The 25,209-nt window shown below is 63.6% G+C and carries 22 protein-coding genes and 2 tRNA genes; 11 read left to right on the top strand and 13 right to left on the bottom strand.

All coding sequences use genetic code 11. The features are described 5' to 3' along the window. Positions 1 to 32 precede the first annotated feature (32 nt). Positions 33 to 1,472, bottom strand: a complete 1,440-nt coding sequence (locus tag M4J40_RS13925) for a deoxyribodipyrimidine photo-lyase (protein ID WP_251754737.1) — start codon at positions 1,470 to 1,472, stop codon at positions 33 to 35. Between the two features lie 124 nt (positions 1,473 to 1,596). On the opposite strand from M4J40_RS13925, the gene M4J40_RS13920 reads away from it, so the two are divergent. Beyond that, positions 1,597 to 2,982, top strand: coding sequence for an L-serine ammonia-lyase (locus tag M4J40_RS13920; RefSeq protein WP_405030761.1), 1,386 nt, complete (start codon positions 1,597 to 1,599; stop codon positions 2,980 to 2,982). A gap of 23 nt (positions 2,983 to 3,005) precedes the next feature. Here the strand turns inward: M4J40_RS13920 and M4J40_RS13915 are convergent, their stop codons facing one another. The 9 genes from M4J40_RS13915 to M4J40_RS13875 all read right to left on the bottom strand — a co-directional run bounded on the left by M4J40_RS13915 (position 3,006) and on the right by M4J40_RS13875 (position 13,255). Next, positions 3,006 to 4,280 (bottom strand): FtsX-like permease family protein, encoded by a 1,275-nt coding sequence (locus M4J40_RS13915; RefSeq protein WP_251754735.1) that lies wholly within the window; start codon positions 4,278 to 4,280, stop codon positions 3,006 to 3,008. Next, a complete protein-coding gene (locus tag M4J40_RS13910) occupies positions 4,277 to 4,963 on the bottom strand; it encodes an ABC transporter ATP-binding protein (RefSeq protein ID WP_251754734.1) in 687 nt (228 codons plus the stop codon). The genes M4J40_RS13915 and M4J40_RS13910 overlap by 4 nt, the downstream gene beginning before the upstream one ends. Positions 4,964 to 4,966: 3 nt before the next feature. After that, complete coding sequence (locus M4J40_RS13905; RefSeq protein WP_251754733.1) at positions 4,967 to 5,422, bottom strand: hypothetical protein; 456 nt, start codon at positions 5,420 to 5,422, stop codon at positions 4,967 to 4,969. 78 nt (positions 5,423 to 5,500) lie between these two features. Further along, positions 5,501 to 7,246 carry an alkaline phosphatase gene (locus M4J40_RS13900; protein ID WP_251754732.1) on the bottom strand — a complete coding sequence of 582 codons (1,746 nt, stop codon included), beginning with the start codon at positions 7,244 to 7,246 and terminating at the stop codon, positions 5,501 to 5,503. A gap of 380 nt (positions 7,247 to 7,626) precedes the next feature. Beyond that, positions 7,627 to 8,709 (bottom strand): ABC transporter ATP-binding protein, encoded by a 1,083-nt coding sequence (locus M4J40_RS13895; protein ID WP_251754731.1) that lies wholly within the window; start codon positions 8,707 to 8,709, stop codon positions 7,627 to 7,629. Positions 8,710 to 8,714: 5 nt separating this feature from the next. After that, the gene (locus M4J40_RS13890; protein WP_405030760.1) at positions 8,715 to 9,608 is read right to left on the bottom strand and encodes a carbohydrate ABC transporter permease; all 894 of its coding nucleotides are present in this window, start codon (positions 9,606 to 9,608) and stop codon (positions 8,715 to 8,717) included. Positions 9,609 to 9,628: 20 nt separating this feature from the next. Further along, positions 9,629 to 10,501: a carbohydrate ABC transporter permease gene (locus tag M4J40_RS13885; protein ID WP_251754729.1), complete on the bottom strand. Its 873-nt coding sequence runs from the start codon at positions 10,499 to 10,501 to the stop codon at positions 9,629 to 9,631. 75 nt (positions 10,502 to 10,576) lie between these two features. Continuing rightward, positions 10,577 to 11,806 carry an ABC transporter substrate-binding protein gene (locus M4J40_RS13880; protein WP_251754728.1) on the bottom strand — a complete coding sequence of 410 codons (1,230 nt, stop codon included), beginning with the start codon at positions 11,804 to 11,806 and terminating at the stop codon, positions 10,577 to 10,579. Positions 11,807 to 11,917: 111 nt separating this feature from the next. Beyond that, positions 11,918 to 13,255 (bottom strand): GH1 family beta-glucosidase, encoded by a 1,338-nt coding sequence (locus M4J40_RS13875; protein ID WP_251754727.1) that lies wholly within the window; start codon positions 13,253 to 13,255, stop codon positions 11,918 to 11,920. A gap of 298 nt (positions 13,256 to 13,553) precedes the next feature. Between M4J40_RS13875 and M4J40_RS13870 the strand changes: the two genes are divergently transcribed. Continuing rightward, on the top strand, positions 13,554 to 14,714 hold the full coding sequence (locus M4J40_RS13870) for an ROK family protein (protein WP_251754726.1): 1,161 nt from the start codon (positions 13,554 to 13,556) through the stop codon (positions 14,712 to 14,714). 82 nt (positions 14,715 to 14,796) lie between these two features. On the opposite strand, the gene M4J40_RS13865 is transcribed toward M4J40_RS13870, so the two are convergent. Next, a tRNA-Asn gene (locus M4J40_RS13865) sits at positions 14,797 to 14,872 on the bottom strand. A gap of 257 nt (positions 14,873 to 15,129) precedes the next feature. On the opposite strand from M4J40_RS13865, the gene M4J40_RS13860 reads away from it, so the two are divergent. The 7 genes from M4J40_RS13860 (at position 15,130) to M4J40_RS22625 (ending at position 20,177) form a co-directional block, all read left to right on the top strand. Then, positions 15,130 to 15,384 (top strand): PGPGW domain-containing protein, encoded by a 255-nt coding sequence (locus M4J40_RS13860; RefSeq protein WP_251754725.1) that lies wholly within the window; start codon positions 15,130 to 15,132, stop codon positions 15,382 to 15,384. A 494-nt stretch (positions 15,385 to 15,878) separates the two neighbouring features. Then, positions 15,879 to 16,118 (top strand): hypothetical protein, encoded by a 240-nt coding sequence (locus M4J40_RS13855; RefSeq protein WP_251754724.1) that lies wholly within the window; start codon positions 15,879 to 15,881, stop codon positions 16,116 to 16,118. 227 nt (positions 16,119 to 16,345) lie between these two features. Continuing rightward, positions 16,346 to 16,419 (top strand) — tRNA-Cys (locus tag M4J40_RS13850). 208 nt (positions 16,420 to 16,627) lie between these two features. Then, positions 16,628 to 17,284, top strand: coding sequence for a protein-L-isoaspartate O-methyltransferase (locus tag M4J40_RS13845; protein ID WP_251754723.1), 657 nt, complete (start codon positions 16,628 to 16,630; stop codon positions 17,282 to 17,284). Between the two features lie 282 nt (positions 17,285 to 17,566). Then, positions 17,567 to 18,991 (top strand): TolC family outer membrane protein, encoded by a 1,425-nt coding sequence (locus tag M4J40_RS13840; protein WP_257235216.1) that lies wholly within the window; start codon positions 17,567 to 17,569, stop codon positions 18,989 to 18,991. A gap of 254 nt (positions 18,992 to 19,245) precedes the next feature. After that, positions 19,246 to 19,926: a PopZ family protein gene (locus M4J40_RS13835; protein ID WP_251754721.1), complete on the top strand. Its 681-nt coding sequence runs from the start codon at positions 19,246 to 19,248 to the stop codon at positions 19,924 to 19,926. A gap of 140 nt (positions 19,927 to 20,066) precedes the next feature. Then, positions 20,067 to 20,177 (top strand): hypothetical protein, encoded by a 111-nt coding sequence (locus tag M4J40_RS22625; RefSeq protein ID WP_405030752.1) that lies wholly within the window; start codon positions 20,067 to 20,069, stop codon positions 20,175 to 20,177. A gap of 19 nt (positions 20,178 to 20,196) precedes the next feature. Here M4J40_RS22625 and M4J40_RS13825 read toward each other — a convergent pair whose 3' ends face one another. Next, positions 20,197 to 20,940 (bottom strand): hypothetical protein, encoded by a 744-nt coding sequence (locus tag M4J40_RS13825; protein WP_251754720.1) that lies wholly within the window; start codon positions 20,938 to 20,940, stop codon positions 20,197 to 20,199. A 98-nt stretch (positions 20,941 to 21,038) separates the two neighbouring features. Next, positions 21,039 to 21,935: a LysR substrate-binding domain-containing protein gene (locus tag M4J40_RS13820; RefSeq protein WP_251754719.1), complete on the bottom strand. Its 897-nt coding sequence runs from the start codon at positions 21,933 to 21,935 to the stop codon at positions 21,039 to 21,041. Positions 21,936 to 22,058: 123 nt separating this feature from the next. Between M4J40_RS13820 and M4J40_RS13815 the strand changes: the two genes are divergently transcribed. After that, on the top strand, positions 22,059 to 22,268 hold the full coding sequence (locus M4J40_RS13815) for a hypothetical protein (protein ID WP_251754718.1): 210 nt from the start codon (positions 22,059 to 22,061) through the stop codon (positions 22,266 to 22,268). A gap of 88 nt (positions 22,269 to 22,356) precedes the next feature. After that, positions 22,357 to 25,116, top strand: coding sequence for a valine--tRNA ligase (locus tag M4J40_RS13810; protein WP_251754717.1), 2,760 nt, complete (start codon positions 22,357 to 22,359; stop codon positions 25,114 to 25,116). Positions 25,117 to 25,209: the final 93 nt, after the last annotated feature.

Genomic DNA, 25,209 nt, shown 5'->3' with positions numbered 1-25,209 from the left:
GCCTTACGAAATGCACCCGATCCCCCAAGGAACTAGAAGCGCTCCGCGAAAGCGGCGAGGGCACGCTTCCTTCCTTCGTCGTGATCGATGATCGGCGGGGGATAAAGGGTGGCGTTGGGGCGAAGCAGCGGTGGCGCTTCCCATGGACGATGGAGAAGCTTGTCTGGGAGGTCTGCGATCTCAGGCACGAAGCGGCGGACGTACGCGCCATCGGGATCGAATCTCTCGCCTTGGGCTATCGGATTGAAGACGCGGAAATAGGGCGCGGCATCGGCGCCGGTGCCCGCCACCCACTGCCAGCCGAACGGATTGGAAGCGACGTCGGCATCGACCAGCGTGTCCCAGAACCACTCTTCGCCCTTCTGCCAGTACACGAGTAGATGCTTGACGAGGAGCGATGCGGCGATCATGCGAACGCGGTTGTGCATGAAGCCGGTTTGCCAGAGTTCGCGCATGCCTGCGTCGACGATCGGGTAACCTGTCTGGCCCATGGTCCAGGCGTTCAGGGCGGCGGCGTTGTCTTGCCAGGGGAACCCTTCGAATCCCACCTGATAGTTGCGCGCTGCAAGGTCTGGAAAATCAGCCAGCAGGTGCCAGGCGAACTCCCGCCAGCCGATCTCGGCAAGGAACTTCTCCGCCGCCTCGTCGGGCACGGAGCCGGCGGCCTGTGCTCTCATGACCTCATGAACGACGCGCGCCACGGCTATCTCGCCGAAACGCAAATGCGGCGACAGACGAGACGAAGCCCCGGCGGCCGGAAAGTCGCGCTCGGCGGCATAGCGTGAAAGGTCGCTGTCCAGAAAGGCGACAAGCCGGGCCCTGGCGCCGGCTTCGCCCGGCGTCCAGCTGGCGGCGAGTCCGCCCGACCAATCGGGACGGGTTGGATGCAGACCGAGGGATGCAAGGGGATCGGAAGCGACCGCGCCACTGAAGAAGGACAAGGCGTCGGGCGGGCGATGGAGCACGGGGCGAGGGGAGAGATGCGGCCGATACGCTTTCCAGAATGGCGTGAAGACGCGGTAGGCTCCGCCAGTCTTCGTCCTGATCGTGCCCGGTTCGAACAGCAACCAGGCGGCATGGCTGGATACGGCGACGCCTTGCCGGCGCAACTCTCCGGCCACCGCCTCGTCAATGCCGCTTCCCTCGCGGTCGTATCGGCGGTTGAAGTACAGGCCGGTGGCGCCCGTCTTTGCTGCGATCTCCGGCAGGATGAGACGTGGATCGCCGCGCCTCAGCACCAATCGGCCACCAAGACGCTTGAGGTCGCCGTCGAGGGAGGCAAGGCTTTTGTCGAGCCACCAACGGCTGGCGCCACCGAGCGGACGCCGCTCGGTGCCTTCTTCGAGTACGAACAGGCAGAGCACCGGCCGGCCCGACGTCTTTGCCGCGTCAAGCGCCGGATTGTCGGCAAGTCGCAAATCGTCGCGAAACCAGGCGATCACCGGTGCCGTGGCACTTTTTTCCGCGCTCATGTCGCTTCCTTCTCGTTGCTCTTGCCAGTTGGCCGCAAACCACTCCATATGGCGTGGATTTCACGGGCGCGACAAGGCGCCCTAGGGAGGAGACAGCCGGGCCTTGCTCTCGCCATCCGACATTCTGCCGGCTGCCGCCGATGATCGTCCGCCGGCCGCCTTCGACGAGTTGTTCAAGATCGGCATCGGCCCGTCATCTTCGCACACGGTCGGGCCGATGCGCGCCGCCCTTGCCTTCATGCGGCATCTCGAAACCCGTCTCCCAGACGTGGCCCGTATCACGGCGACCGCCTTCGGTTCGCTTGCCTGGACCGGAAAGGGGCACGCCACCGACAAGGCGCTGGTCCTCGGTCTAGCCGGCTTCCGGCCCGACGATATCGATCCCGACCTCGCCGACAAGAAGCTGGTCGATATCGCATCCATGCGCGAGCTCATCTTGCCGGATGGCCGGAGGATCGGCTTCGATCTCGATCGCGACATCGTCTTCGATTGCGTCGCCACCTTCGAACGCCATCCAAATGCGATGCGCTTTGCCGCCCACGATGCTTCCGGCGCCGAAATTCTGTCGGAGGTCTGGTATTCGGTTGGTGGTGGCTTCGTGGTTTGCGAGGGGGAGACGGAGGGAGGCGGTGGCGCAACCACGTTGCCATGGCGCTACGGCACCGCCGCCGAACTGCTTGCCCTCTCCGCGGCCACGGGGCGTTCGATCGCAGACATCGCGTTCGACAACGAACTTGCCCGAAAGCCCGATGAGGACTGCCTCGTGGCCGTCGATCGCATTGCCGACGCCATGTTCGCCTGCATCGATCGCGGTCTCTCGCGCGACGGCGAGTTGGCCGGTGGGCTTGGCGTACGCCGACGGGCGCGGCAGCTCCACGAGCGCATTCAGGCGCGCGAGGCGGGCAACGACCGTTCGCCGATGGTGGTGATGGACTACGTCTCCTGCTTTGCCATTGCGGTCAACGAAGAGAACGCAGCCGGCGGCCGCGTGGTCACGGCGCCTACCAACGGCGCCGCCGGCGTGGTGCCGGCCGTGCTGCGCTACTACCGGGATTTCTGCGGCGGTGAGCGGGATGGTCTTCGCCGCTTTCTTCTGACCGCTGCTGCCATTGGCGGTCTCATCAAGCGCAACGCCTCAATTTCCGGCGCCGAAGTCGGCTGTCAGGGGGAAGTGGGCTCGGCGGCGGCCATGGCGGCCGCCGGCTTGTGTGCCGCGCTCGGAGGCAGTCCGGCCCAGGTGGAGAATGCTGCCGAAATCGCCATCGAGCATCATCTCGGCATGACCTGCGATCCGGTCGGTGGCCTCGTGCAGATCCCCTGCATCGAGCGCAACGCCTTCGGCGCCATCAAGGCGATCAATGCTGCGTCATTGGCGTTGGCCGGCGACGGCCGTCATGTCGTGAGCCTCGACGCGGCCCTTGAGACCATGCGCCAGACCGGGCTCGACATGCAGTCGAAATACAAGGAAACCTCGCTTGGCGGTCTCGCCGTCAACGTCACGGCGTGCTGATCAGATAGGCTGCTTCCGCGCCTTCATCCCCTGAGCGCTTCCACCGGCGACTGACGATAGGCGAGGGCGGCGGGCAGGGCAGCCATCAGGGCTGCGACGGCAAGGAAGGTCGCCGCCAGGGCGGCGTCGGATTTGGTGAACTCCACCGGCATGTGGACGCCGCTTTGCGCGGTGAACAGACCGGCTAGAAACTCCGCCGCGCCATAGCCGAGACCGAAGCCCGCGCCGACGCCAATCGCGACAAGCAACAGCAGCTCCAGCCAGACGATGCCGAATACGGCAAGGCGCGGCGCGCCGAAGGCCCTGAGGGCGCCGATCTGTTTGCGCCGTTGCGCAACGTGGATGACGGCGATCAACATCAGCGCCGCGGCGACCAGCGTCTGCGCGCCATAGGCGACATACATCAGGACCGCGCGGGCATCGCCGAGCGTCGCGTAAAGTCCCGTCAGCACCTCGGCGGGAAAGACCGCGCGCGTGCCTTCGCCGGTGCGGTAGGCCTGCCGCAGCGCATAGGCGTCGGCGATCGTCTTCGGCTTCACCAGAACGGCGGGAAGACCGGGGACTTCATGGTCGAAGTCCTCGTCGAGCGGCGCATCGGCGTCGATATGGCCGTGATGATGCTCCTCGCCAGCCTCGTCCTCATGATCGGCAGCCTCGTGCTCGTCATGACCAGCTTCCTCATGGTCGTGGTCTTCGCCGAGGCCGTGGATATGCCAGACGGCCTGGATGGGAACGAGAACGGCCCTGTCCCAAGCCGTTCCGGTTGGCTGGAGCTTGCCGACGACATGGTAGATGCTCTCGGCGTGCGTCTCGCCTCCTTCGCCGGCCGCGCCGTGCATGGGCTTCACCTCGGCGCCAATCGGAAGGTCGACGCCCGATCCGACCATCGCTTCGCCTTCACGGGCAAACATCTGCCCCTGGGAGAAGCCGGTCGTGGTGCCGGAGATGAGGGCGGTGGTCGTGCCGACGATCGGATATCCCTGGAAGTTGTCGCCGAAGCCGATGGGCGCGGCCCAGGCCACGCGCGGATCGGCAATCAGCTTGGTCAGCACCTCGCCGGGCATCAGCGGCAGCGCCGCTGGCTGGAGGAACACCGAGGAGAGCACGAGCTGGGTTTCCGAGCCCGGCGCGCCGACGATCAGGTCGAACTTGTCGGCGGCGCGCGCCGAACCGAGGCGCAAGGCGCGCTCCTGAAGGGTTACGGCGACGCCGAGCGCGGTGGCGAGCGCCACCAGCAAAACGATGACCAGCGAAGCGGCCCAGAGGCGACGGAGATCGGCGAGGACGAAGCGGATCATGACGAAGCCCTCATGGCAGTGTCTGCGACGATATGGCCGTCGGCAAGGCGGATGCGGCGATCAAGTCGCTCGGTCAGCCGCTCGTCGTGACTGACGACGATCAGCGTGGCGCCCTCCTGGTTGGCGAGCTCCAGCAACAGCTGACCGACCTCGGCCCCGGCTTCCGCATCGAGGCTGGCGGTCGGCTCGTCGGCAATGAGTACGCCGGGCCGGCGTAAAAGAGCGCGCGCCACGGCGACGCGCTGCATTTCGCCGCGCGACATGGTCTCGACCGACTGCTCGGGTCGGGCGAGGCCGACGCGGGAGAGGAGCTCGTGGGCGCGCGACTTCACCTCCGCCGTGGCTGCGCGGGCGAGACGGGCGGGAAGCAGCACGTTGTCGATGGCGGCAAGCCCCGGGAACAGATGGAAGTCCTGCATGACCAGGCCGACATTTTGGGCCCGCCAAAGATCTCGGCGGCTTTCCGACAGCGTGGTGATATCGGTGCCATCCCAGCGGATGGCGCCGGTGTCGGGTCGTTCGAGACCGGACACAAGATTGACGAAGGTGCTCTTGCCCGACCCCGATGCGCCCGTGACCGCAAGCCGGCCACCCGCGGGCACCTCAAGGTGATCGATGGAAAGCACCGGCTGGGCCAGACCGGGAAAGGAGATGGCGACATCGGAAAGAGCAAGCGGCAACATGACTCACACCGTCTCGAAGGAGGAATGAACAAGACGCAGCAGGCTGACGAACCCGGTTTCCGGATCCGTCCACGAACCAACCTCCAGCGTGCCCGTCACCTCGATCAGTTTCGATGGAGGAACGAAGGTGGTCAGCTCGTCGATGTAGACGACGACGATGTTGCTTGGCCAATCGGAGTCGGATGAGCAAAATGGGCAGAGCGCCATCGGGATTTCAGTCAGCACGAAGAATTTTGCTTCGGCCTTGAGAGGTGGAGCCATGAACCCGCGCATGGCTACGGTCTTGCCGGAAAGCGATTTGGTCTTGTCGGAGAAGGCTAGGCCGAGCACCGAGATTTTGCCGTAGAGCTCGTCGAAGGTCAGCGTGTCGCCGGCCTTGGCAAATCCGACGCTGGAAAGAGCCGCGAGCCCGGCGAGAAATGTCCGGCGGCTGAGCGCGGGTACGACCGTCCGAGCCATGAAAGCCTCCATTCGCCTGAAAAATGTCTGCGGGCCGGGCGGCCGTCGACCACCCGGCCCGCAAGCTATGCGTTGGAACTACTGCTTCACGCCGAGGGCGAAGGTGTCGGCGAGGACCTTGTAGACGTCGCTTTGTTCCATGTAGCCCTTGAACTCTTCGGCGCCGGGGCCGGCGGCCTGCAGCACGACGTCGTCAACCGCATGAACGCCGGTGTCCTCGTCGCGGGGGATATTTCCCTCGACGAACATGGCGCCCGGAACGTCCTTGTACTTCTCGTTGGCGACGTAGTTGCCGTCCTGGGTCTTCACGGCAGGCTCGAACGGGCCATCGAGCTTGGGCTCGAAAGTCTCGTAGTGGTCCGGACCGTTGTTGGCGAACATAGCGAGATGGCGCGTCACGGCGATGCTGTCGGGGTAGCCATCGCCATCCTTGTCCTCGTAGTTCGGGAAGCCGGCGGCATCATAGGTCCCGACCTTCTCGCGACCTTCCTTGACGTCCTTGGTGTCGTCGATGGTGCCGATCAGCGAGACGCCGTGCGTGTGGTCGCCGGTGACGACGATCAGCGTGTCGGGGTTCTTGGCCTGGAACTCGCGGGCGGCGGCGATGGCGTGGTCGAACTCGATGGTGTCGAACACGGCGCGATCGAAGTCGAGCGGATGGCTGGCCTTGTCGATGTCCGAAGCCTCGACCATCAGGAAGAAGCCTTCGGGATTCTTCGACAGCGTTTCGAGGGCGGTCTTGGTCATCTCGACGAGGCCGGGCTGGCCGGGGAACTTGTCGACGCTGCCCTTCTTGAGCTGCATGCGGTCGACGGCATAGTCCATGTTGCCAGTGTGGAACAGGCCCAGGACCTTGTCCGCGCCAGCGGCCTTCTGAAGCTCGTCCTTGTCGGTGGCCAGCTGATAGCCGGCTTCCTGGAACAGCTTGATGTAGTCCTTGTCGTCCTTGCGCTTGGAGCCCGGCACTTCCTTGCTGAGGAAGTAGGCCGAGCCACCGCCCAGCATCACCTCGGGCTTGATGTCGTAGAACATGCCGACGATGTCGGCCTTGTCGGCGCGGCGACGGGTGTGCGAAACGACAGCGGCCGGGGTGGCGTCTTCAAGCTCGGAGAGCGCCACGACGCCGATCGACTTGGTGGTCTGGCGACGCACGGCTTCGGCGATGTTTTCGACCTTCGGGTCGTCCTGCGACGGCGGCGTGCGGTCGGCATAGACGCCGAGGGAGTTGATGGCCGACTTGTGGCCGGTCATGTAGGCGGACATGGTGTTGGCCGAGTCGGTGGCGATCGACCCGGTCGACGAGGTGCCGATGAACGCCATGTGGTCGAGGTCATCCATGGCGAGGCGACCGTTGGCCTTGCCTTCGGTCATGCCCTTGGACATCAGCCGGGCAGCGGTGCGGTGAGCGACCGACAAGCCGTCGCCGACCATGAAGATGATGTTCTTGGCCTTGGGGGTCGCCGGCGTGGCATAGACGTCCCAGGTGACCGACTTCTTCTCGTCGCCGGCGGCGACTTCGACCGTGTAGGCACCGGCCTTGTCGATCTTGACGTTACGCAGCAGCACTGCGGAACCGAGGGCAGCGTCGTCCTTGCCCTTTTCGCTCTCGACGAACTGGACCTCATTGCCCAGCGTCGCCTTGTAGTCGGCGCCGTTGACGGTGATCTTGACGTCGTCGGCCTTCACCTGGCCGTCAAACTCAACCTTGAAGTCGAAGGGAGAGCCGGCAAGGATGGTCGCCCGGTCGAGCGGATAGATGGTGGCCGCGCCGGCCGTTCCGATCAGAGCCGTGCTGGCGGCGAGCGCCAGAAGAAGAGTGCGCATGGTCTGCCCCTTAAAAGATGGATCGCGTTGAAGAGCGCGCGCTCCTTGGTAGGCAGGGGGCATGACGCGGGCGTGACGGTACTGTGAATGCCTTGTGACATGTAGGTAATTGAAAAATATACGAAATTCATCCTGGACAGAGCGGCCGGACGAGCGTGTGCCCGACCGGAGTTGTGCTGGCTAAGAACGTTCTCCGACCAGCGCCTCGCTTTTTGCCCGCGATGCCTTTGCCCGATCCGCATCAAGGGCGGAACCGCGAACGCCTTCGGCAACCGGATCAATGACGCCCTCGGCTGCCGCGGAGATGTGGCCACCGCCGCCCATATCCTCATCGGCATTGTGATCGCAGACCCGCAGGCGCGTCGGACGCGCCAGCGCAATCAGATGCGCCGTTCGGTCGTGGCGTCGAACACCGACAGGCGGGAAAGATCGAAGCCGACGGTAACGGGCTCTCCGAGCTTCGGCAGCATGTCGGAGGGGAACTTGCCGACGATCTCCTCGCTTCCCATTGCCAGCACCACGAGATTGTCCGAACCGGTGTGCTCGATCAATGTCGGCTTGAGCGTCAGGGAAAACGGCTCACCGCCCGTTGCCGGCTGGACGGATTCTGGACGCAGGCCGACCACCACCGCCTGTCCGTCGGTGGGCTTCTCATCGAAGGCATAGCCATCGAGCGGTATTGTCGCGGCACCGACGTCGGCCGACACGCGGTTGCCATCCAGACGAAGGTGGCCCTTCATGAAGTTCATGCCGGGATTGCCGAGGAAGTCGGCGACGAACAGGTTGACCGGCCGATGATAGACCTCCTCCGGCTTGCCGACCTGCTGGATCTCGCCGGCCTTCATCACCACCATGCGGGTGGCGAGCGTCATCGCCTCGAGCTGGTCGTGGGTGACGTAGATCGCCGTCGTGCCCAGCGATTGATGCAGCTTCTTGATCTCGGTGCGCATGCTGGCGCGCAGTTTGGCGTCGAGGTTGGAGAGCGGCTCGTCGAACAGGAACACCTTGGGGTCGCGCACCAGGGCCCGGCCGATGGCGACGCGCTGGCGCTGGCCACCGGAGAGCTGGCTCGGCCGCCTGTCGAGCAAGTGGTCGATGTGCAGCATGCGGGCCTTTTCCTCGACCAGTGGCCGGATCTCGGCCATCGGCTTGCCGCGCATCCTGAGGCCGAACTCCATGTTGCTGCGCACGCTCATGGTTGGGTAGAGCGCGTAAGACTGGAACACCATGGCGATGTCGCGATCCTTGGGCTCGACATCGGTAACGTCGCGGCCGCCGATCTCGATCGCGCCCGAGCTCAATCGGTCGAGGCCGGCGACGATGTGCAAGAGCGTCGATTTGCCGCAGCCCGATGGCCCCAGGAGCACGATGAACTCGCCGCGCTCGATCTCCAGGTTGATGTCCTTCAGCACCCTCAGCGAACCGTAGTTCTTGTTGCAGCTGGAAATCCGAATGTCGATCATGACGGTCAACCCTTGACGGCCCCGGCGGTCATGCCACGCAGGAAGTAGCGGCCGAGCAGAATGTAGAGGATGAGGGTGGGAGCGGCGGCGATCACCGTCGCGGCCATGTGGACGTTGTATTCCTTCACCCCGAAGTTGGAGTTGACCAGATTGTTGAGGGCGACCGTCATCGGCGCGCTCGACGGATTGGAGAAGGAGACGGCGAACAGGAAGTCGTTCCAGATCCCGGTGAACTGCAGGATCAGCGCCACCACGATCACCGACGGCGACAGCGGCAGCACGATGCGGAAGAAAATCCAGAAGAAGCCGGCGCCATCGATGCGCGCCGCCTTGATCAGGTCGTTGGGCACCGACAGGAAGAAGTTGCGGAACAGCATGGTGGTGATGGGGATGCCGTAGATCACGTGGATCAGGATCAGCCCCTCCACCGAACCGAACAGGCCGAGCGTCCGCAGCGTGACCGACACCGGCGCCAGCACCACCTGGAACGGTACGAAGTTGCCGGCAACCAGCGCGGCGAACACGAAGCGGGCGCCGGGGAAAGGCCATTTCGCCAGCGCGTAGCCGTTGATGGCGCCGATCATCACAGAGATCAGCACGGCGGGGACGGCCATTATCATCGAGTTGCCGAAGTAGCCCTTGAGGCCGCCGCAGGTGATGCCGATGCAGGCTTCGCCCCAGGCTGTGACCCAGGCCTGGGTCGTCGGTTCGTGTGGCAGGGACATCAGCCCGCCCGCCTGGATCTCCGGCATCGTCTTGAACGACGTGCTGAGCAGGATGTAGAGCGGCCCGGCGAAAAAGAAGGCGACGATGGCCAGCAGCAGGTAGAGCACGCCCCGCTTCAGGATCGCCTTGGCCCGCCGGGGCGTCAGCCAGCCGGCCCGCTGGGCCCGGGGCATTGCGTCTGTCGAGGTCGACATCAGGCGCGCTCCCTCGTTTCGACGTAGAGATAGGGGATCAGGATCGCCAGCACCGTGCCGAGCATCACCACTGCCGAGGCGGCCGACAGGCCGAGGTTGGTGCGGCGGAAAGCCATGTCGAACATGAACACCGATGGCAGGTCGGACGACACGCCGGGGCCTCCGTTGGTCAGTGCAACCACGAGATCGAAGGCGCGAACGATCGACAACGACAACAGCACGACGACGGTGAGAAATACCGGGGCCAGCATCGGGATGACGATGAAGACGTAGACCCGCCAGGCCGGGATACCGTCCACGGCCGCCGCCTTCCAGATGTCTTCGTCGATGCCGCGCAGGCCGGCGAGGAACAGCGCCATGACGAGGCCGCAGCCTTGCCAGAAGGCGGCGACCACGAGAGCCCAGATGACGGTGTTCGGGTTGGTCAGCCAGTCGAGCCGGAAGCTTTCGAAGCCGAGCTGGTGCACCATCACCTCGATGCCGAGCGTCGGGTTGAGCAACCACTGCCAGATGATGCCGGTCACCACGAAGGACATCGCCATCGGATACATGACGATCGACCGGAAGAAACTTTCGGCACGAATGCGCTGATCTATCAGGATGGCGATCAGGAGACCGAGGGAAATCGTGACGAGCAGAAACAGCCCTCCGAACAGGAACATGTTGGTGAAGGCGACATGCCAGCGCGGGGTATGGAACAGGCGCCAATACTGTTCGAGGCCGACGAAATTGTCGAAGCGGGGAAAGGCCTTGCTGTTGGTCGTCGAGACCGCCGCCGTGTAGGCGATGAAGCCGTAGAGAAAGATCGCGATCAGCGCCAGCGACGGCGATAGGGCGACCTGCGACACGTGCCGCTGGAGGAATCTGCGCATGATCGGAGCCTTGGCTTCACGGATCGGGAGCGTACCGGCGGCAAGCCGCCGCCGGCACATCAGGTCGAATGCCCGTCAGCGGGTCGCGGCTACGGCGTCGGCCATGGCGGTCATGCCTTCCTCTGGCGTCATGTCGCTGTGCAGGAAGGTGGTCATCTGATCGACCAGGGCGCCGATGCTCGTGGCGTCGGCCACGTTGTCCGGCACCAGGAACAGCTGGCCTTCGGCCGCCGCCCCCATGGCGATCTGGGCGCAAGCGTCAAAGCCGGTCTTGTCCACGTCGAGACGTGGCGGGATCGAACCCTTGCGCAGACTGAACTCTTTCTGCACCACAGGATCCATGATCGTCTTGGCGAGGGCCAACTGGGCCTCCCTCTGCGCCGGGTCCTTCACCGCCGTCATGGCGAAGGAGTCGGTTCCGAACACCAGCGTCTTGCCGCCGGCCGGGAAGATCTCGCAAGCGATGTCCTTGCCGGGAACCTTGTTCGCGGCCACGAACTCGCCCTTCAGCCAGTCGCCCATGATCATGTAGGCAGCCTTGCCGCTGATCAGCATGCCGCCGGTGATGTTCCAGTCGCGGCTCGGGCTGCCGGGATCGACGAGATCGCGCACCTTGGCGAAGGTCTGGAAGGCCTTCAGCATTTCCGGGCTGCGCAGTGCGGCGTCGTCAAGGTCATAGGTGACCTTTGTCAGGAAGTCGCGACCACCGACGTCGACCAGGATGCTTTCGAAGACGAAGATTTCCTGCCAGGACTGGCCGCCGAGCGCCAGCGGGATGTAACCCTTGGCGCGGATCTTGTCGGCCGAGGCGATCAGTTCGTCCCAGCTCTTCGGCATGGCAATACCGACATCGTCGAGGACGGCCTGGTTGCCCCAGAGCCAGTTGTGGCCGTGAATGTCGATCGGCGCACTGACATACTTGCCTTCGAACTTGGCGTTGTCGGCGATCACCTTGGGCAGGAGCTTGTCCCAGTCCTTGGCCACCGCGTCGATATCGTTGAGCTGGCCTTCCTCGGCGAGCGCCATCAGCGGGGCGCCGACCTGCCACTGCATGGACGTTGGCGGGTCGCCGCCGAGAATGCGCGTGCGGGCAACCATGCGGGCGGCCTCGCCGCCGGCCACCGGATTGTCCTTCCAGGTGTTGCCCGTCTTCTCATAGGCATCAACGAGGATTTTCAGTGCCGCCGCCTCGCCGCCGCTGGTCCACCAGTGGATGACTTCCGCGGTGCCGGCATAGACCGGTGTGGTCGTCGTCAGGCCAAAGGCCATGATCGAGCCCAGTACTCCAAGCTTGCTAAACATCATTCTCCTCCTTCATCGCGGCCCAATGCTCTCCCCTCGGGCCTCTTCAACACCGCCTTCCGCGCCGGCTGCGACAGCCGGCAGGGAAGTATCCTCCAGGTCCGGCGTTCCGGATCAGGGTCTCAAAAAGTCGGCAAACCAGCGGCCGCTGTCCTTCATGGTCCGCTCTTGGGTGGCAAAATCGACATGTACCAAGCCGAACCGCTTGGAGTAGCCCTCCGCCCATTCGAAGTTGTCGAGCAGGCTCCAGACGAAATAGCCGGCGAGATCGACGCCGCCGTTCATCGCATCGCGCAGCGCGTCGATGTGGCGATGGATGTAGATCGCTCGTCGCTCGTCATGGATCTTGCCGTCCGCCGCCATCTCATCGGGGTAGGTGGCGCCATTTTCCGTGATGGCGATCGGCCCAGGGTGGTAATCGCGGGTGACGCGAAGAAGCAGCTCGGTGAGCCCCTCGGGGTAGACCTCCCAACCGAAGCCGGTGACGTCGGAAGCCCCCGTCTCGACGACGCGCGACCGCATCGGTCCGCCCTCGGGATCGTCGGCAATGATCTCCCGGAAGTAATAGTTGATACCGAGAAAGTCGGTTTTGCCGGCGATGGTCGCGAGATCCCCTTCGGCGATCGTCGGAGCGGCGGGGCCCAGCTCGCGGAGGACGTCTTCCGGGTAGCCGCGACCGTGCAGCGGATCAAGGAACCAGCGGTTCCTGAGGCCATCGTGGCGGGTGGCGGCGAGGCGGTCGGCTTCGGAATCCGTTGCCGTGTGGATTGGGTGCAAGCTCAGGGCGATACCGCATTGGCCGCCGACGACATTGGACCGGAGTACGGGCAACGCCAGGCCATGCGACAGCAAAACGTGGTGGGTCGCCTGCATGGCCGCCGCGAGGTCGCGCTTGCCGGGCGCGAACTCGCCCTCGTAATAGCCCTTGATCGTGCTGCACCAAGGCTCGTTGTGAGTAATCCAGCGCTTGACGCGGTCGCCGAGCCGGCGGGATACCACGTCGGCGAAGTCCGAGAAGGCGAGGGCGGTTTCCCGGCGCGGCCAGCCGCCTGCGTCTTCAAGCGGCTGCGGCAGGTCCCAGTGATAGAGCGTCAGCCAGGGTTCGACACCTCGCTCCAGCAGCCCGTCGACGAGGCGGTCGTAGAAGGCGAGGCCGGCCTCGTTCACCGCGCCGGTTCCCCTCGGCAGGATGCGCGGCCAGGACACCGAGAAACGGTAGGCACCGACGCCGAGCGCTTTGACCAGATCGAGGTCCTCGTCGAGATGATGATAGTGATCGCAGGCCACCGCCGGCGTGTCGCCGTTTCGGATTCTGCCCGGCTCCGCCGCGAACGTGTCCCAGACGGAGGGGCGACGGCCTTCGATGTCCGAGGCGCCTTCGATTTGCAGCGCGGAGGTGGAGACGCCCCACCGGAAAGCGTCGGGAAACTGGGCTCGTGTGGAGCGAGGCATGTAGAGGACCGCCGTTGATGACCTGATATGACTTCAATTAATTAAATGAAATGTATCCTGAGTCAAGCGAGATAGTTTGCCCTCCGAAATTTATGTGAAAGCGGTCGGGGCGAGACGAGGGAAGTGCGAGAGTTCAGGCCGATTTCAGCCATTTGCGCAAGTTCGCCGTCGGCAGGAGGCGCAATCGATGCAGCTCCGGGGAGGCCATCCGCAGTTGTCCGACATGTTGAAATCCGTCTGCGTTCGTTTCTATAAGTGAAGCGAACGGGTCGCCGGCTCCGGAAATGGAAATGTCCTCATGCCCTCGTTGAAGGGAAATCAGAGTACGTCGCGCACGCTCAACCGGCTGCTGCTTCTCAACCACCTGCGCCGGCACGGCCCCACGGCGCGTTCGGACATTGCCGCGGCGACCGGGCTGAGCCCGGCGGCTATTTCATATGTGTCGTCGGAGCTTCTGGAACAGCGGGTGATCACCGAGTGCGAGGCGGTGGCGGATGGTGGTCGGCGCCGGATGACGCGCCTGGATCTCAATTATGCCGGCCACGTATCGCTGGGCGTCAAGTTGATGGAGCATAGCCTCAGGGCGACGCTTACCGATCTCGGGACCACCGTCATCGATACCCTGACGGCGGACGTGGATGCGCGTTCGCCTGAAGCGGTTGCAAGGTCCACCGCCGATGCGCTCGCCTCTCTTCTCGAACGGTCAGGTGAAGACCGCAAGCGACTCATCGGCATTGGCCTTGCAATGCCCGGTCAGCACGATGCCGAAAGCGGGGTCTGTCTGCGGTGCGATCGATTCGGTTGGAACAACGTCCCCATCGCCGCGCTGATCTCAAGTCTGGCCGGTGCACCCGTCTGGGTCGACAATGACGTCAACGCCTTCGCGCTCGCCGAGCATCTGTTCGGGGCAGGGCGGCAGGCGTCGTCGCTTGCGGTGTTTTCCTTCGGCCGTGGCATCGGTGCGGCGATGATCGTCGACGGTCAGCTTCTGCGCGGCCGTTATGGCGGCGCGGGCGAGATCGGGCACCTTGCCGTGGTCGAGGACGGCCCACGTTGCGAGTGCGGTCGTCTTGGTTGCCTGGAGGCGGTGACCTCCCTGCCGGCCATTCTCAACGCCTATCGCATGGTCCGGCCGTCAAGCCAGGCCATCGATCCCGCTTCCCTCGCTGCTCTGGCGCGGGAGGGCGATCCCGTGGCATGCGATATTCTGGCGACCGCCGGTCGTCGCCTTGGCGCCGCAGCCGCGACCTTTGCCAGCTTGTTTGATCCGGAAACCATGGTGATCGGTGGCGAAGGCGTGCAGTTCGGCCCCGCCTTGCTAGAGCCGTTGGTGGCCTCGCTGAAAGAGAAGAACTTCCAGCGCGATACCGAGGTGTTCGTCGAGTTCTGGAACGATGACGCCTGGGCGCGCGGCGCGGCCGCGCTCGCCATCGACAGCTTCTTCTCGCTTCCATCGTAAACGAGCGATGCCATGCGACCGGATACACCGATCCACAAGTGGATAGGTCAAAACGAACTTCTTGATTTCCTTGGGAAACCGATGGCTCCGCGAGTAGGACTCGAACCTACGACCCGGTGATTAACAGTCACCTGCTCTACCAACTGAGCTATCGCGGAACAGCTTCGGTGGCGGTGCGTATAACAAAGCTGTTCCGGTTTGCAAAGCCCCCTCGGCAAGGAAAATGCGTTGGTGGTGCGAAAACGCCGGAAGACGTGGAAAATCTATAGCTAACGACATGGTGGAGAAAGGCTTTTCCCTTTGCCGGACCAGCGGTTTCCCGCGAAAACCGGAGGTGCTTTGAAAAGCCGGGTGCACTTTCCTATCTGTCCGGAACGGTTTGCGCCGGGATCGCGAGCGCTTCGAAAGGTTGGTCATGCCGAAGGTGACACTCTGGGGGCGGACGGTGCGATTGCCGAGAAACCGGCCGCTGCGCGTCGCCATGGGGCTTGCCTTCGTCGCCATGGGGCTCGTCGGCTTTCTTCCGGTTGTCGGCTTCTGGATGATTCCGGTTGGCCTTGCCATCCTGTCGGTGGATTCGCGACTCGCCCGTCGGATCAGGCGGCGCGCCGAAGTCTGGATCGTCCGTCGCTTTAATCGCTGGAGAGGGCGCGACGTCGGCTCCGTCTAGGCTTGCTGTTGGCGTTTCGAACACCCGCCGATCAGGTTGAATCAACCTGATCGAAAAGCGGCTGCTCCAGAGGGGGGGCGCCGTGGTGGACTCCCTTCACGCGAATGTTCCCGACTTTGATATTTCGTTTCTGGAGTGGGGACTCCACTTATGGCAAGTTGAGTACAGGACAGACGCGGTGGGATCGCGATATTGCCGACCGATGACATCAGGCCGAATCGAACGGCGTCATATTTCGGTCGTTGTTGATCATTATCGCTCTGCCCCAGAGAGTAATGCTCTCTCGATCTTGGGAAAGGAGGTCATAAATGACACACATTTCGCACACGCGGACCGCGCGCACGAATGTATGCCGTTCGACGATCCGCCCCAATCATCTTGGCTCGAAACGCCAATGGCGAATGTGTCTTTGCTGAGCATCTGACACTTCTCACGAAAACGTAGTCGACAGGATGATGGTCTCGCCTCGGGCGATAGGCCAGGAGAGTAGTATTATGCCCAAGCCAATTGTTATTGAAGTGGCCGGAAAGGCCGTTGCTGTTGCCGCCCCGGCGGGAGATCAGGTGCGTTTCGTTGCCGTCAAGTATGACGTCTGGGACCTCGATGGTGAGCTCTACGGTTCGGTCGCCGAGGCCGAGCGGGCGGCGGAGCGCCATCTTGCCGCTCGTGGCGCCATTGCCGGGCAGGCTCTCGCCCGGGGCGCATTCCCTGCCGAGTTGGCGGTTGCCGTCTGAGTGGCGCCCGGGGAAGTCCTGCGCTTCTGGGTTGGCTGTCGCCGGTCTTGTCGACTGGCGACGGCCGCCGGAGTAGGGCGCGCGTCCTGACCGCTTTTGTGTGGGGGATGGTATGCCAAGCGGGCATTGGTAAATGCATCAACCAACCAAGGCGTTCAATAAAGCGGAATTTGCCCCTTCCCCCCTTGTCTATGCTGTCGCGCTCGCTTATGAACCCTTCTCCGTGAGGCCACGTGGCGGAGTGGTGACGCAGCGGATTGCAAATCCGTGTACGGGGGTTCGATTCCCTCCGTGGCCTCCAGACTTTCCAAGGTGATGAATTCAAAAGACTTTTTTGGCTCGGGGATCTCTCGAGCGTTTCGTTCTGTACCCATTTGAATGACTTGTCCGGCCTGTCATGTCGGAAGACTCGTGCATCCACTCCGCAATGCTGCGTAGAAGCCCTTGTTTCGGAAGAGGGGGGCGGCTATTGGAGGAGCCAGCAGAGAATTCCTGGGGATTTGCGATCCATGGTCGATTTTCCGGCATTGCGCACCAAGATGGTCGACGGTCAGGTCAGGCCGAACGACGTTACCGATCTCCGCATCATCGATGCGATGGGCGAGGTGGAGCGCGAGAATTTCGCGCCGGGCGATCAGAGGCCGCTTGCCTATCTTGATCGGGATTTGCCGCTCGGCGGAGGGCGCGCTTCGCGCGTGCTGATCCAGCCGATGGTGCTGGCGCGCATGCTGCAATACGCGGCTATCAAGCCGACCGACAAGGTGCTGGAGGTTGGCAGCGCATCGGGCTATGGCGCCGCAGTAATGGCCCGCCTCGCAGGATCCGTCGTGGCCTTGGAGCAGGACTCGGACTTGGCGACCATCGCCCGTCGGCAGCTTGCGGGCCTCGCCAATGTGGCGGTCGTCGAGGCGTCGCTGGTCAAGGGTGCTCCCGATGCGGCGCCGTTCGATGTCATTATCTTCAACGGAGCCGTCGCGGCGTTTCCGGACGCCATCGCCCACCAACTGGCCAAGGGCGGCCGATTGCTTCTCGTCGAGGAAGGTCGCGGCGTACCCAGAGCCAAGCTTTATGCCAGGGACGATGGTGGCATTTCCGGCCGTGCGTTGTTCGATGCATCTGTTCCGGTACTGCCTGGATTCGAAGCGGTCGAGACGTTCGCCTTCTAGTTCCAGCCTGTAACGGTACGTTTCATGCGACTGTACCTGTTCGCCGGCCAGCGTAAATCTCGCTGGCTGGTCTTTTGTCGCTGCTGTGATTTCTGTGCATCGATTTGACTGAATTTGCCGCCTCGTTGCCGGCCGCGCTTCCGTTCTCGCCTTCTTCGTCTATATTCCGTCGTCGACGATTAACGTTTTGTTAGCGAGTGTGGCGGTCAGCCGGCTTTCTCGCGCAGGCGTGAGAAGACCCGGCGTCGATTGCAGGCTATATCGCATCGGTCGGCGATAAAGATGAGGTGTGTCGTGGCGTTCCGTCCCTCTTTGTACCTGTCGGCAGCCGTCGGCCTTTTTCTCGCTCTGTCTGGCGCTGCGTCTGCGGAATCACTGCAGGAGGCGATGGCCGCAGCCTACGCCAACAACCCGTCGCTCAACGCGGCGCGGGCGGGAACGCGAGCTGTCGACGAGAATGTACCCCAGGCGCTCTCGGGCTATCGGCCGACGATCAACGGCCAGATTTCCGCCGGTATCACGGCGACCGATACGCGACTTAGGCCGCAGGGCATGTCTAACTGGGCGAGTGCCTACACGGATACCGGCGCCGTGAGGGGGGAGATCAAGATCGTCCAGCCGCTCTACATGGGCGGGCGAATCGATAATGGCGTCAAGCGGGCCGAGTCGGCCGTGAAGGCGTCGCGCGAGCAGTTGCGCAACACCGAGCAGTCTACCCTGCTCGACACGGCATCTGCTTATATGAACGTCATTCTGTCGGGGCAGGTGCTCGAGCTGCGGAAATCCAACGTCGCTTTCCTGCAGGAGCAGGTAAGGGCCTCCAACGACCGATTCTCGGTTGGTGAGGGCACGAGGACGGACGTCTCGCAGGCTCAGGCGGCGCTGGCCGCCGCAACCGCAGCCGTCAGCGCGGCACAAGCCGACCTGCTGACGGCGCGGGCCAACTATGTCAAGGTCGTCGGACATGAGCCCAAGGGGCTTCGCTCACCCGGCCCGATCACCAAGTTGTTGCCGGCCAGGCTCTCGGCTGCCATTGATGCCTCACGCACCGAGCATCCGATGATCCGCGCTGCGATCCATAATGCCGATACGGCCTCCTATAACGTGGAAATCCAGGAAGGCGCGTTGCTGCCGAGCTTCGTTCTTCAGGGTACGGTGAGCAGTGCTTTCGCCGGCAGCGTCTCCAACGACGGCAGCACACCCGATCGTGCCCGTTCGCTGGAGGGGTCCGTCGCCGCCGTGCTTTCCATTCCGATCTATCAAGGTGGTTCGGAGTACGCCACCGTCCGCCAGGCCAAGGAAGAACTCGGCCAGGCCAAGCTTCAGGTCGACGTGGCGCGCATGTCGGTGGATGCGGCGCTTGCCCAGGCGTGGAGTGCTCTAGAGTCGGCGAGAGCCCAGATCGTCGCGGCCGAAGCGTCGGTGAAGGCAAGCCGGTTGGCGCTCGAAGGCGTCGTTGAGGAACAGAAGGTCGGCCAGCGGACGACCCTGGATGTTCTCAATGCCCAGAGCACTCTGATCGATGCACGTCTGTCGGAGGTCGGTGCTCAGGCCCAGTTCGTGGTCGCCAGCTATAGTGTCGTCGCCGCCATGGGGCGCCTTGATCGCGAGCGGCTTGGCCTCAAGGTCACGGCATACAAGCCGGAACATCACTACGAGCAGGTTCGCGACAAGTGGATCGGGCTGCGCACGCCGGACGGCCGTTGACCCTGAAACGGCCCGTGCCGGGGATAAACCGCTTGATCTCCGACGCAAACCGTTTTCAGCAGCGTTAACTAATCTATACTTCGGAGGTCGAATCAGGCTTGTTGCCGGCATTTAGCCGGTTGACCGCCGCGTTGTTTGGCGTTCGGCTCCGCCGTGGGAAGGTGGAGACAAGTCGATTGCCAGAAGTGTCGTGCGGAAGAAGGCATTGATCGATCGTGTAACATGTGGTGGGGCGACCCACTCGGAGTAGACCAATGGCCAAGGCAGCTGCGTCCGCCGAACCTTCAATGGAAGAGATCCTGGCTTCCATCAGGCGGATCATTGCCGACGAACCCGACGGCAAGGAGGCTGAGGCGTCCAAGCCGGCCCCGGCCAAGGCGGCCGCTCCGAAACCGGAGGTCGAAACCATGGCCGAGCCGGCGCTCGAGGATGAGCACATTTCCGAGGAAGATCTCGACAAGCTGTTTGCCCAGTCGGGTGACGACGAGGACGAGCCGGAGATGGACGTCGACGACGCCGATGACGGGGAAGAGCCTGAAGTGCTCGACCTTGCCGACGTCGCCACGCTCGATGAGGCCGAGTCACTTGAGCTGGTGGAGGGCCTTAAGGACGACGAAGCCGAGGTTGCCTTTGCCGAGCCGGAGCCCGAGCCTGCGCGCGCACCGGAGCCTCCCCGGACGGAGGCGCCGCGTACCCAGCCCTCTCTGGAGCCCGATGTCGAGGAGCGGCTGGTTTCTGCTGCTGCCAGCGCTACCGTGCAATCGGCTTTCGGTCAGTTGAGCCACACGGTGCTTGCGGCCAACGCGCGAACGCTCGACGACCTCGTCAAGGAGATGTTGCGGCCGATGCTCCGTGCCTGGCTCGACGAGAATCTGCCGGTGATCGTCGAACGGCTGGTGCGTGCCGAGATCGAGCGCGTTTCGCGCGGCCGCTGAAGTGCGCGAAGTGCCCTCTTTTTCAGTTCTCGCCGCTTTTCTCGAGATTGCCAGCTGTTTCGCCTGTTGGCACGCTCGTTTTGCCCCGCATCGACAGCCTCGCCGCCGGCCGGACCTTCGCAGCCTATGATGGTGTCCACATGGCTGCGTTACAGGCCTGGATATGGGCGGTCGAGCGACAGGCGCCGCGTCGTTGGGACCTGACGGGCGCGGCGATCATTCTCCACGCCCCTCGCGCATCGGTTGGCTGACGGACAGGTGTTCGGTCCGTCAGGCTGCGATCCCCGCCGAATAGGTCGCCGCGGCGTTGTTGGCGACGCTGGTGTAGAGGCTGCTCACTGCCTGCGACAATCCGCTGCCGCTACTGTTGCCGAGCCCGTAGGACATGTTCGCCCGTGAGGCGTCGGGAGCGGAGGCGGACTGACCTTGGCCGCCGGTTGTCGTCACGCTGGTCGAGCCATCCGAGTAGCTGACAGTGATGGTGGTGCTGCCGTCCGCGTTGTCGAGATAGGTCGTGCTGACGATTTCTTTGCTTTCGCTCGTACCGGATGCGCCGGAGGCACTTTCTGACGAGGAGGTTTCGCTTGATGCCGAGGTGCCGGCATCATCGGTCGAACCGGTAGATGACGCCGCTTCGGTGCTTGAGGTACTCTCTTCGGGTGGCGGCGGCGGTGGCGGTGGCGCCATGGCAGGAGTCGTCTCCCCGGACGCCGTGGACGCATCGTCGGTCGAGGACGCAGCTGCCGAGGTGTCCGAAGGAGGCGGTGGCATCATGGGGCCCTCGCTCCCTTCCATCTGTTCCTGGAGCGACAGGAGCGCCGATTGCAGGTCGTCGCTAAGCGATGAGAAGGAGTTGGTCGACGAGACAGTGCCGGTCGTCGAGCCGTCGCCCTGACTACCGGACGAAGCTGGTGGCTCAAAGGCGGCTGCCGCCGACGTAGCCTTGCTGTTTGACGCCCCGAAAAGGGCGGCGAGATTGCTGGCGTTGCCGGTCAGGGCGGAAAGGGACGACATCTGCTACCTCCGGGAAAACTCCCTCTGCAGCTTTAGACGTGTCTCAAGTCGAAACCAGGCGCTGAAATCTCACGAAAATATGGTTAACGAACTCCGGCCTACGGCGGGTTCTTTTCAATGTCCCTCAACAACCAGTCTCGGAATGCGCGGATCTTCGGCTGGCTTCGTCGGTTTTCCGGGTAGACCAGCCAGTAGGCGGACTCGTCGCTGCACACGAGGTCGAAGGGCATGACCAGTCTGCCGCTCGCCAGTTCCTCGCGATAGAAGGTCGGGGTCAGGATGGCCACGCCATGGCCGGCTATGGCCGAACTCGCCTCCAGTGTTTGCGAGCCGAACAGGTTGCGCTGGCGTCCCTCAAGGTTGGCGTCGGGCACCCCCGCCGCCTCGAACCAGAGGGGCCACCACGGATCGCCGGGGTCGATGATCTTGCATTTCAGAAGGTCGCGCGGGCCGTCGAACGGCTTGACCCGGTCGAGAAGAGACGGGCTGAGCATCGGTGCGAAGTCGAGGTCCATCAGATGGTGGGCGACAAGGCCTGGCCAGTTGCCCCTGCCGAAGCGGATCGCGACATCGCCGGGATCTCGGCCGAAATCCATCGGCGTGTTGTCGGTGATCAGCCGCACCGCGATGTTGGGCGCGCCGAGCTGGAAGTTGCCGATGCGACGAGCCAGCCAGTGGGCGGCGAAGGTCGGTGTCGTGTTGATGACGAGTTGTTCCTCGACAGCGGTTCGGGCGGCGGCCATGGCCTCACCCAGAAGAACGAAAGCCTCACTTACTTTGGGTAGCAGCCTCTCCCCGGCTTCGGTCAGTTCGATCCGTCTTGGCAACCGTCGGAAAAGAAGCTCGCCCAGCACGCCTTCCAGCAGCTTCACTTGGTAGCTCACCGCCGTCTGCGTCATGCCGAGCTCCTCGCCCGCGCGGGTGAAGCTCATCAGGCGCGCGACCGCTTCGAACACCCTCAGCGCATTGAGTGGCATCTGTCGGCCGAGTTTCATGAATAAGTTCTCTTTATGGATACGGTTGTATGTTCGATTGGAAACGCTTGGCTTTCCGGCCGATATTGCCTTCACAGCATTAACGGATCAAGGGTAACGATCATGACATGCGTGGATCATTCCATGGTCCGGCGCGACCGTTGGCGCGCCGGCTTTCTGTCCGCGTCAACTAAGCTCGCCGACATGCTCGCCCCCTTGGCATGGTGGCGTGGCCAGCATCTCGACGAGTTCAATGACCACATGTTGAGGGATATCGGGTTCATCGATGGCCGGATGACCGAGGCGGGGATGCGACGCGCGGCGGATCGGCACGGTGGGTTTGATGGGTTTTGACGGCTGAAAAGGCGCTTCTTGTTGATTTTCGGGGGCACAGCGGCTAACCGTCGCTCACCCAAAGACGACAGGAAAAAGACGTCGGATCATGCTGGAAAAGACATTCGAAGCGGCGGACGTTGAGCCGCGCATCGCCAAGGCCTGGGAAGATGCGAAGGCGTTCGCCGCCGGCGCCGGCAAGAGGCCGGGCAAGGACACCTTCACCATCGTCATTCCGCCGCCGAACGTCACCGGCTCGCTGCACATGGGCCATGCGCTCAACAACACGCTGCAGGACATTCTCGTGCGCCTGCAGCGCATGCGCGGTCTCGATGTGCTTTGGCAGCCGGGCCTCGACCACGCGGGCATCGCCACGCAGATGGTGGTCGAGCGCAAGTTGGGCGAGAAGCAGATCCATCGCCGCCAGATCGGTCGCGAAGAGTTCGTCAAGCGCGTCTGGGAGTGGAAGGCCGAGTCGGGCGGAACCATCGTCGGGCAGTTGAAGCGCCTCGGCGCTTCCTGCGACTGGTCGCGCGAGCGCTTCACCATGGATGCCGGCCTTTCCAAGGCCGTGTTGAAGGTGTTCGTCCAGCTCTACCGCGAGGGACTGATCTACAAGGACAAGCGTCTGGTCAACTGGGACCCGAAGCTGCTCACGGCCATCTCCGACCTCGAAGTCGTGCAGACGGAAATCAAGGGCAACCTCTGGCACTTCCGGTATCCGCTGGAGGGGGGCGCCACCTACCAGCATCCGATCGCCTTCGATGAGGCTGGCAAGCCGACCGAATTCGAAACGCGCGACTATATCGTCGTTGCGACGACGCGTCCCGAGACCATGCTGGGCGACACCGCCGTCGCCGTGCATCCGACCGACGAGCGTTACAAGGCGATCGTCGGCAAGAAGGTCAAGCTGCCGCTGGTTGGTCGCCTGATCCCCATCGTCGCCGACGAGTATTCCGATCCGAGCAAGGGCACCGGTGCGGTGAAGATCACCCCGGCGCACGATTTCAACGACTTCGAGGTCGGCAAACGCCAGGGCTGCAAGCCGATCTCCGTGCTCGACGTCGAGGCGGCGATGGTCCTCAAGGACAATGCCGATTTCCTCGAGGGTGTTGCTCCCTCCGCCGAACTCGACCAGACCATCGACAGTCTCCATGGCAAGGATCGCTTCACGGCGCGCAAACTTGTGGTCGCCGCCTTCGAGGCGGTCGGCCTTCTGGACAAGATCGAGCCGCACGTCCATCAGGTGCCGCACGGCGACCGTGGCGGCGTACCGATCGAGCCCTTCCTGACCGACCAGTGGTATGTCAACGCCAAGGTGCTGGCCGAGCCGGCTCTCGCTTCGGTCAAGGAAGGCCGCACCGTCTTCGTGCCGAAGAACTGGGAAAAGACCTATTACGACTGGATGGAGAACATTCAGCCCTGGTGCATCTCGCGCCAGCTCTGGTGGGGTCATCAGATCCCGGCCTGGTATGGGCCGGATGGCAAGGTGTTCGTTGCCGAGAGCGAGGCTGCCGCTGCCGATGAGGCCAAGGCGCACTACGGCAAGGCGGTCGATCTCAAGCGTGACGAAGACGTGCTCGACACCTGGTTCTCGTCGGCGCTGTGGCCTTTCTCGACGCTCGGCTGGCCCGACGAGACGCCGGAGCTCAAGCGCTACTACCCGACCAACGTGCTGATCACCGGCTTTGACATCATCTTCTTCTGGGTGGCCCGGATGATGATGATGGGCAAGCACTTCATGGGCACCGAGCCTTTCAAGGACGTCTACATCCACGCCCTCGTCCGCGACGAGAAGGGCGCCAAGATGTCGAAGTCGAAGGGCAACGTCATCGATCCTCTCAACCTGATCGACGAGTTCGGCGCCGACGCCCTGCGCTTCACGCTGGCCGCCATGGCTGCCCAGGGACGCGACATCAAGCTCGCCACCAGCCGTGTTGGCGGCTACCGCAACTTTGCGACCAAGCTCTGGAACGCCGTCCGCTTCTCCGAGATGAACGGTTGCGTCCGCGTTGCCGGCTTCGATCCCGACAAGGCGACCGAGACGCTCAATCGCTGGATCGTCACCGAGGTGCGGAAGACGCAGGCCGAGGTGTCGGAGGCGCTCGACGCTTATCGGTTCAACGATGCGGCCGGCGCCATCTACCGCTTCGTCTGGAACTCCTTCTGCGACTGGTACCTCGAGTTCACCAAGCCGGTCCTGACCGGTGACGACGGTGCGGCTAAGGACGAGACGCGCGCCACCTGCGCCTGGGTGATCGACGAGATCCTGAAGGTGCTGCATCCCTTCATGCCGTTCATCACCGAGGAGCTCTGGGCCAAGACCGGCGAGACAGGTCCGGCCCGTGACAATCTTCTCGTCCTGACGAACTGGCCGGAAGGAAGCCGCGAGACAACCGACGCGGCCGACGAGATCAATTGGCTGATCGACGTGATCACCGAGATCCGTTCGGTACGCGCCGAGATGAACGTTGCGCCTGCCACGCTGTTGCCGCTGGTTCTGGTCGGTGCGTCCGAAAAGGTCCGGGGGTGGCTCTCCACCCACACGCCGGCCATCCTGCGTCTCGCCCGCGTGTCGGAGGTGTCCACCGCCGAAGCTGCGCCGGGACAGTCGGCCCAGATCGTCACCGCCGACGGCGTCATCGCCCTGCCGCTTTCGGGCGTGGTCGATCTCGACGGCGAGCGCGCTCGCCTTGGCAAGGAAGAGGGCAAGCTGATCGGCGAAATCGAACGCATCGACAAGAAGCTCGGCAACGCCGCCTTCGTCGCCAAGGCTCCCGAAGAGGTGGTCGAGGAAGAGAAGGCCAAGCGCGAGGGATATGCCGAGCGCCTCGCCAAGGTGCGCGAGGCACTGGCGCGACTAGCCTGAGCTGAGGTCCGAGTTTGATTTTGAGCCTCGCGGTCCGCCGCGAGGCTCTTCCGATTCCGGGGCGCTCGCGCATGTGGGCGCGACTTGGTTGCC

The organism is Pleomorphomonas sp. JP5 (assembly GCF_023721815.1).
In the GTDB taxonomy this organism is placed as follows: Bacteria; Pseudomonadota; Alphaproteobacteria; order Rhizobiales; family Pleomorphomonadaceae; genus Pleomorphomonas.
This window is presented reverse-complemented; position numbering and strand designations above follow the sequence as displayed.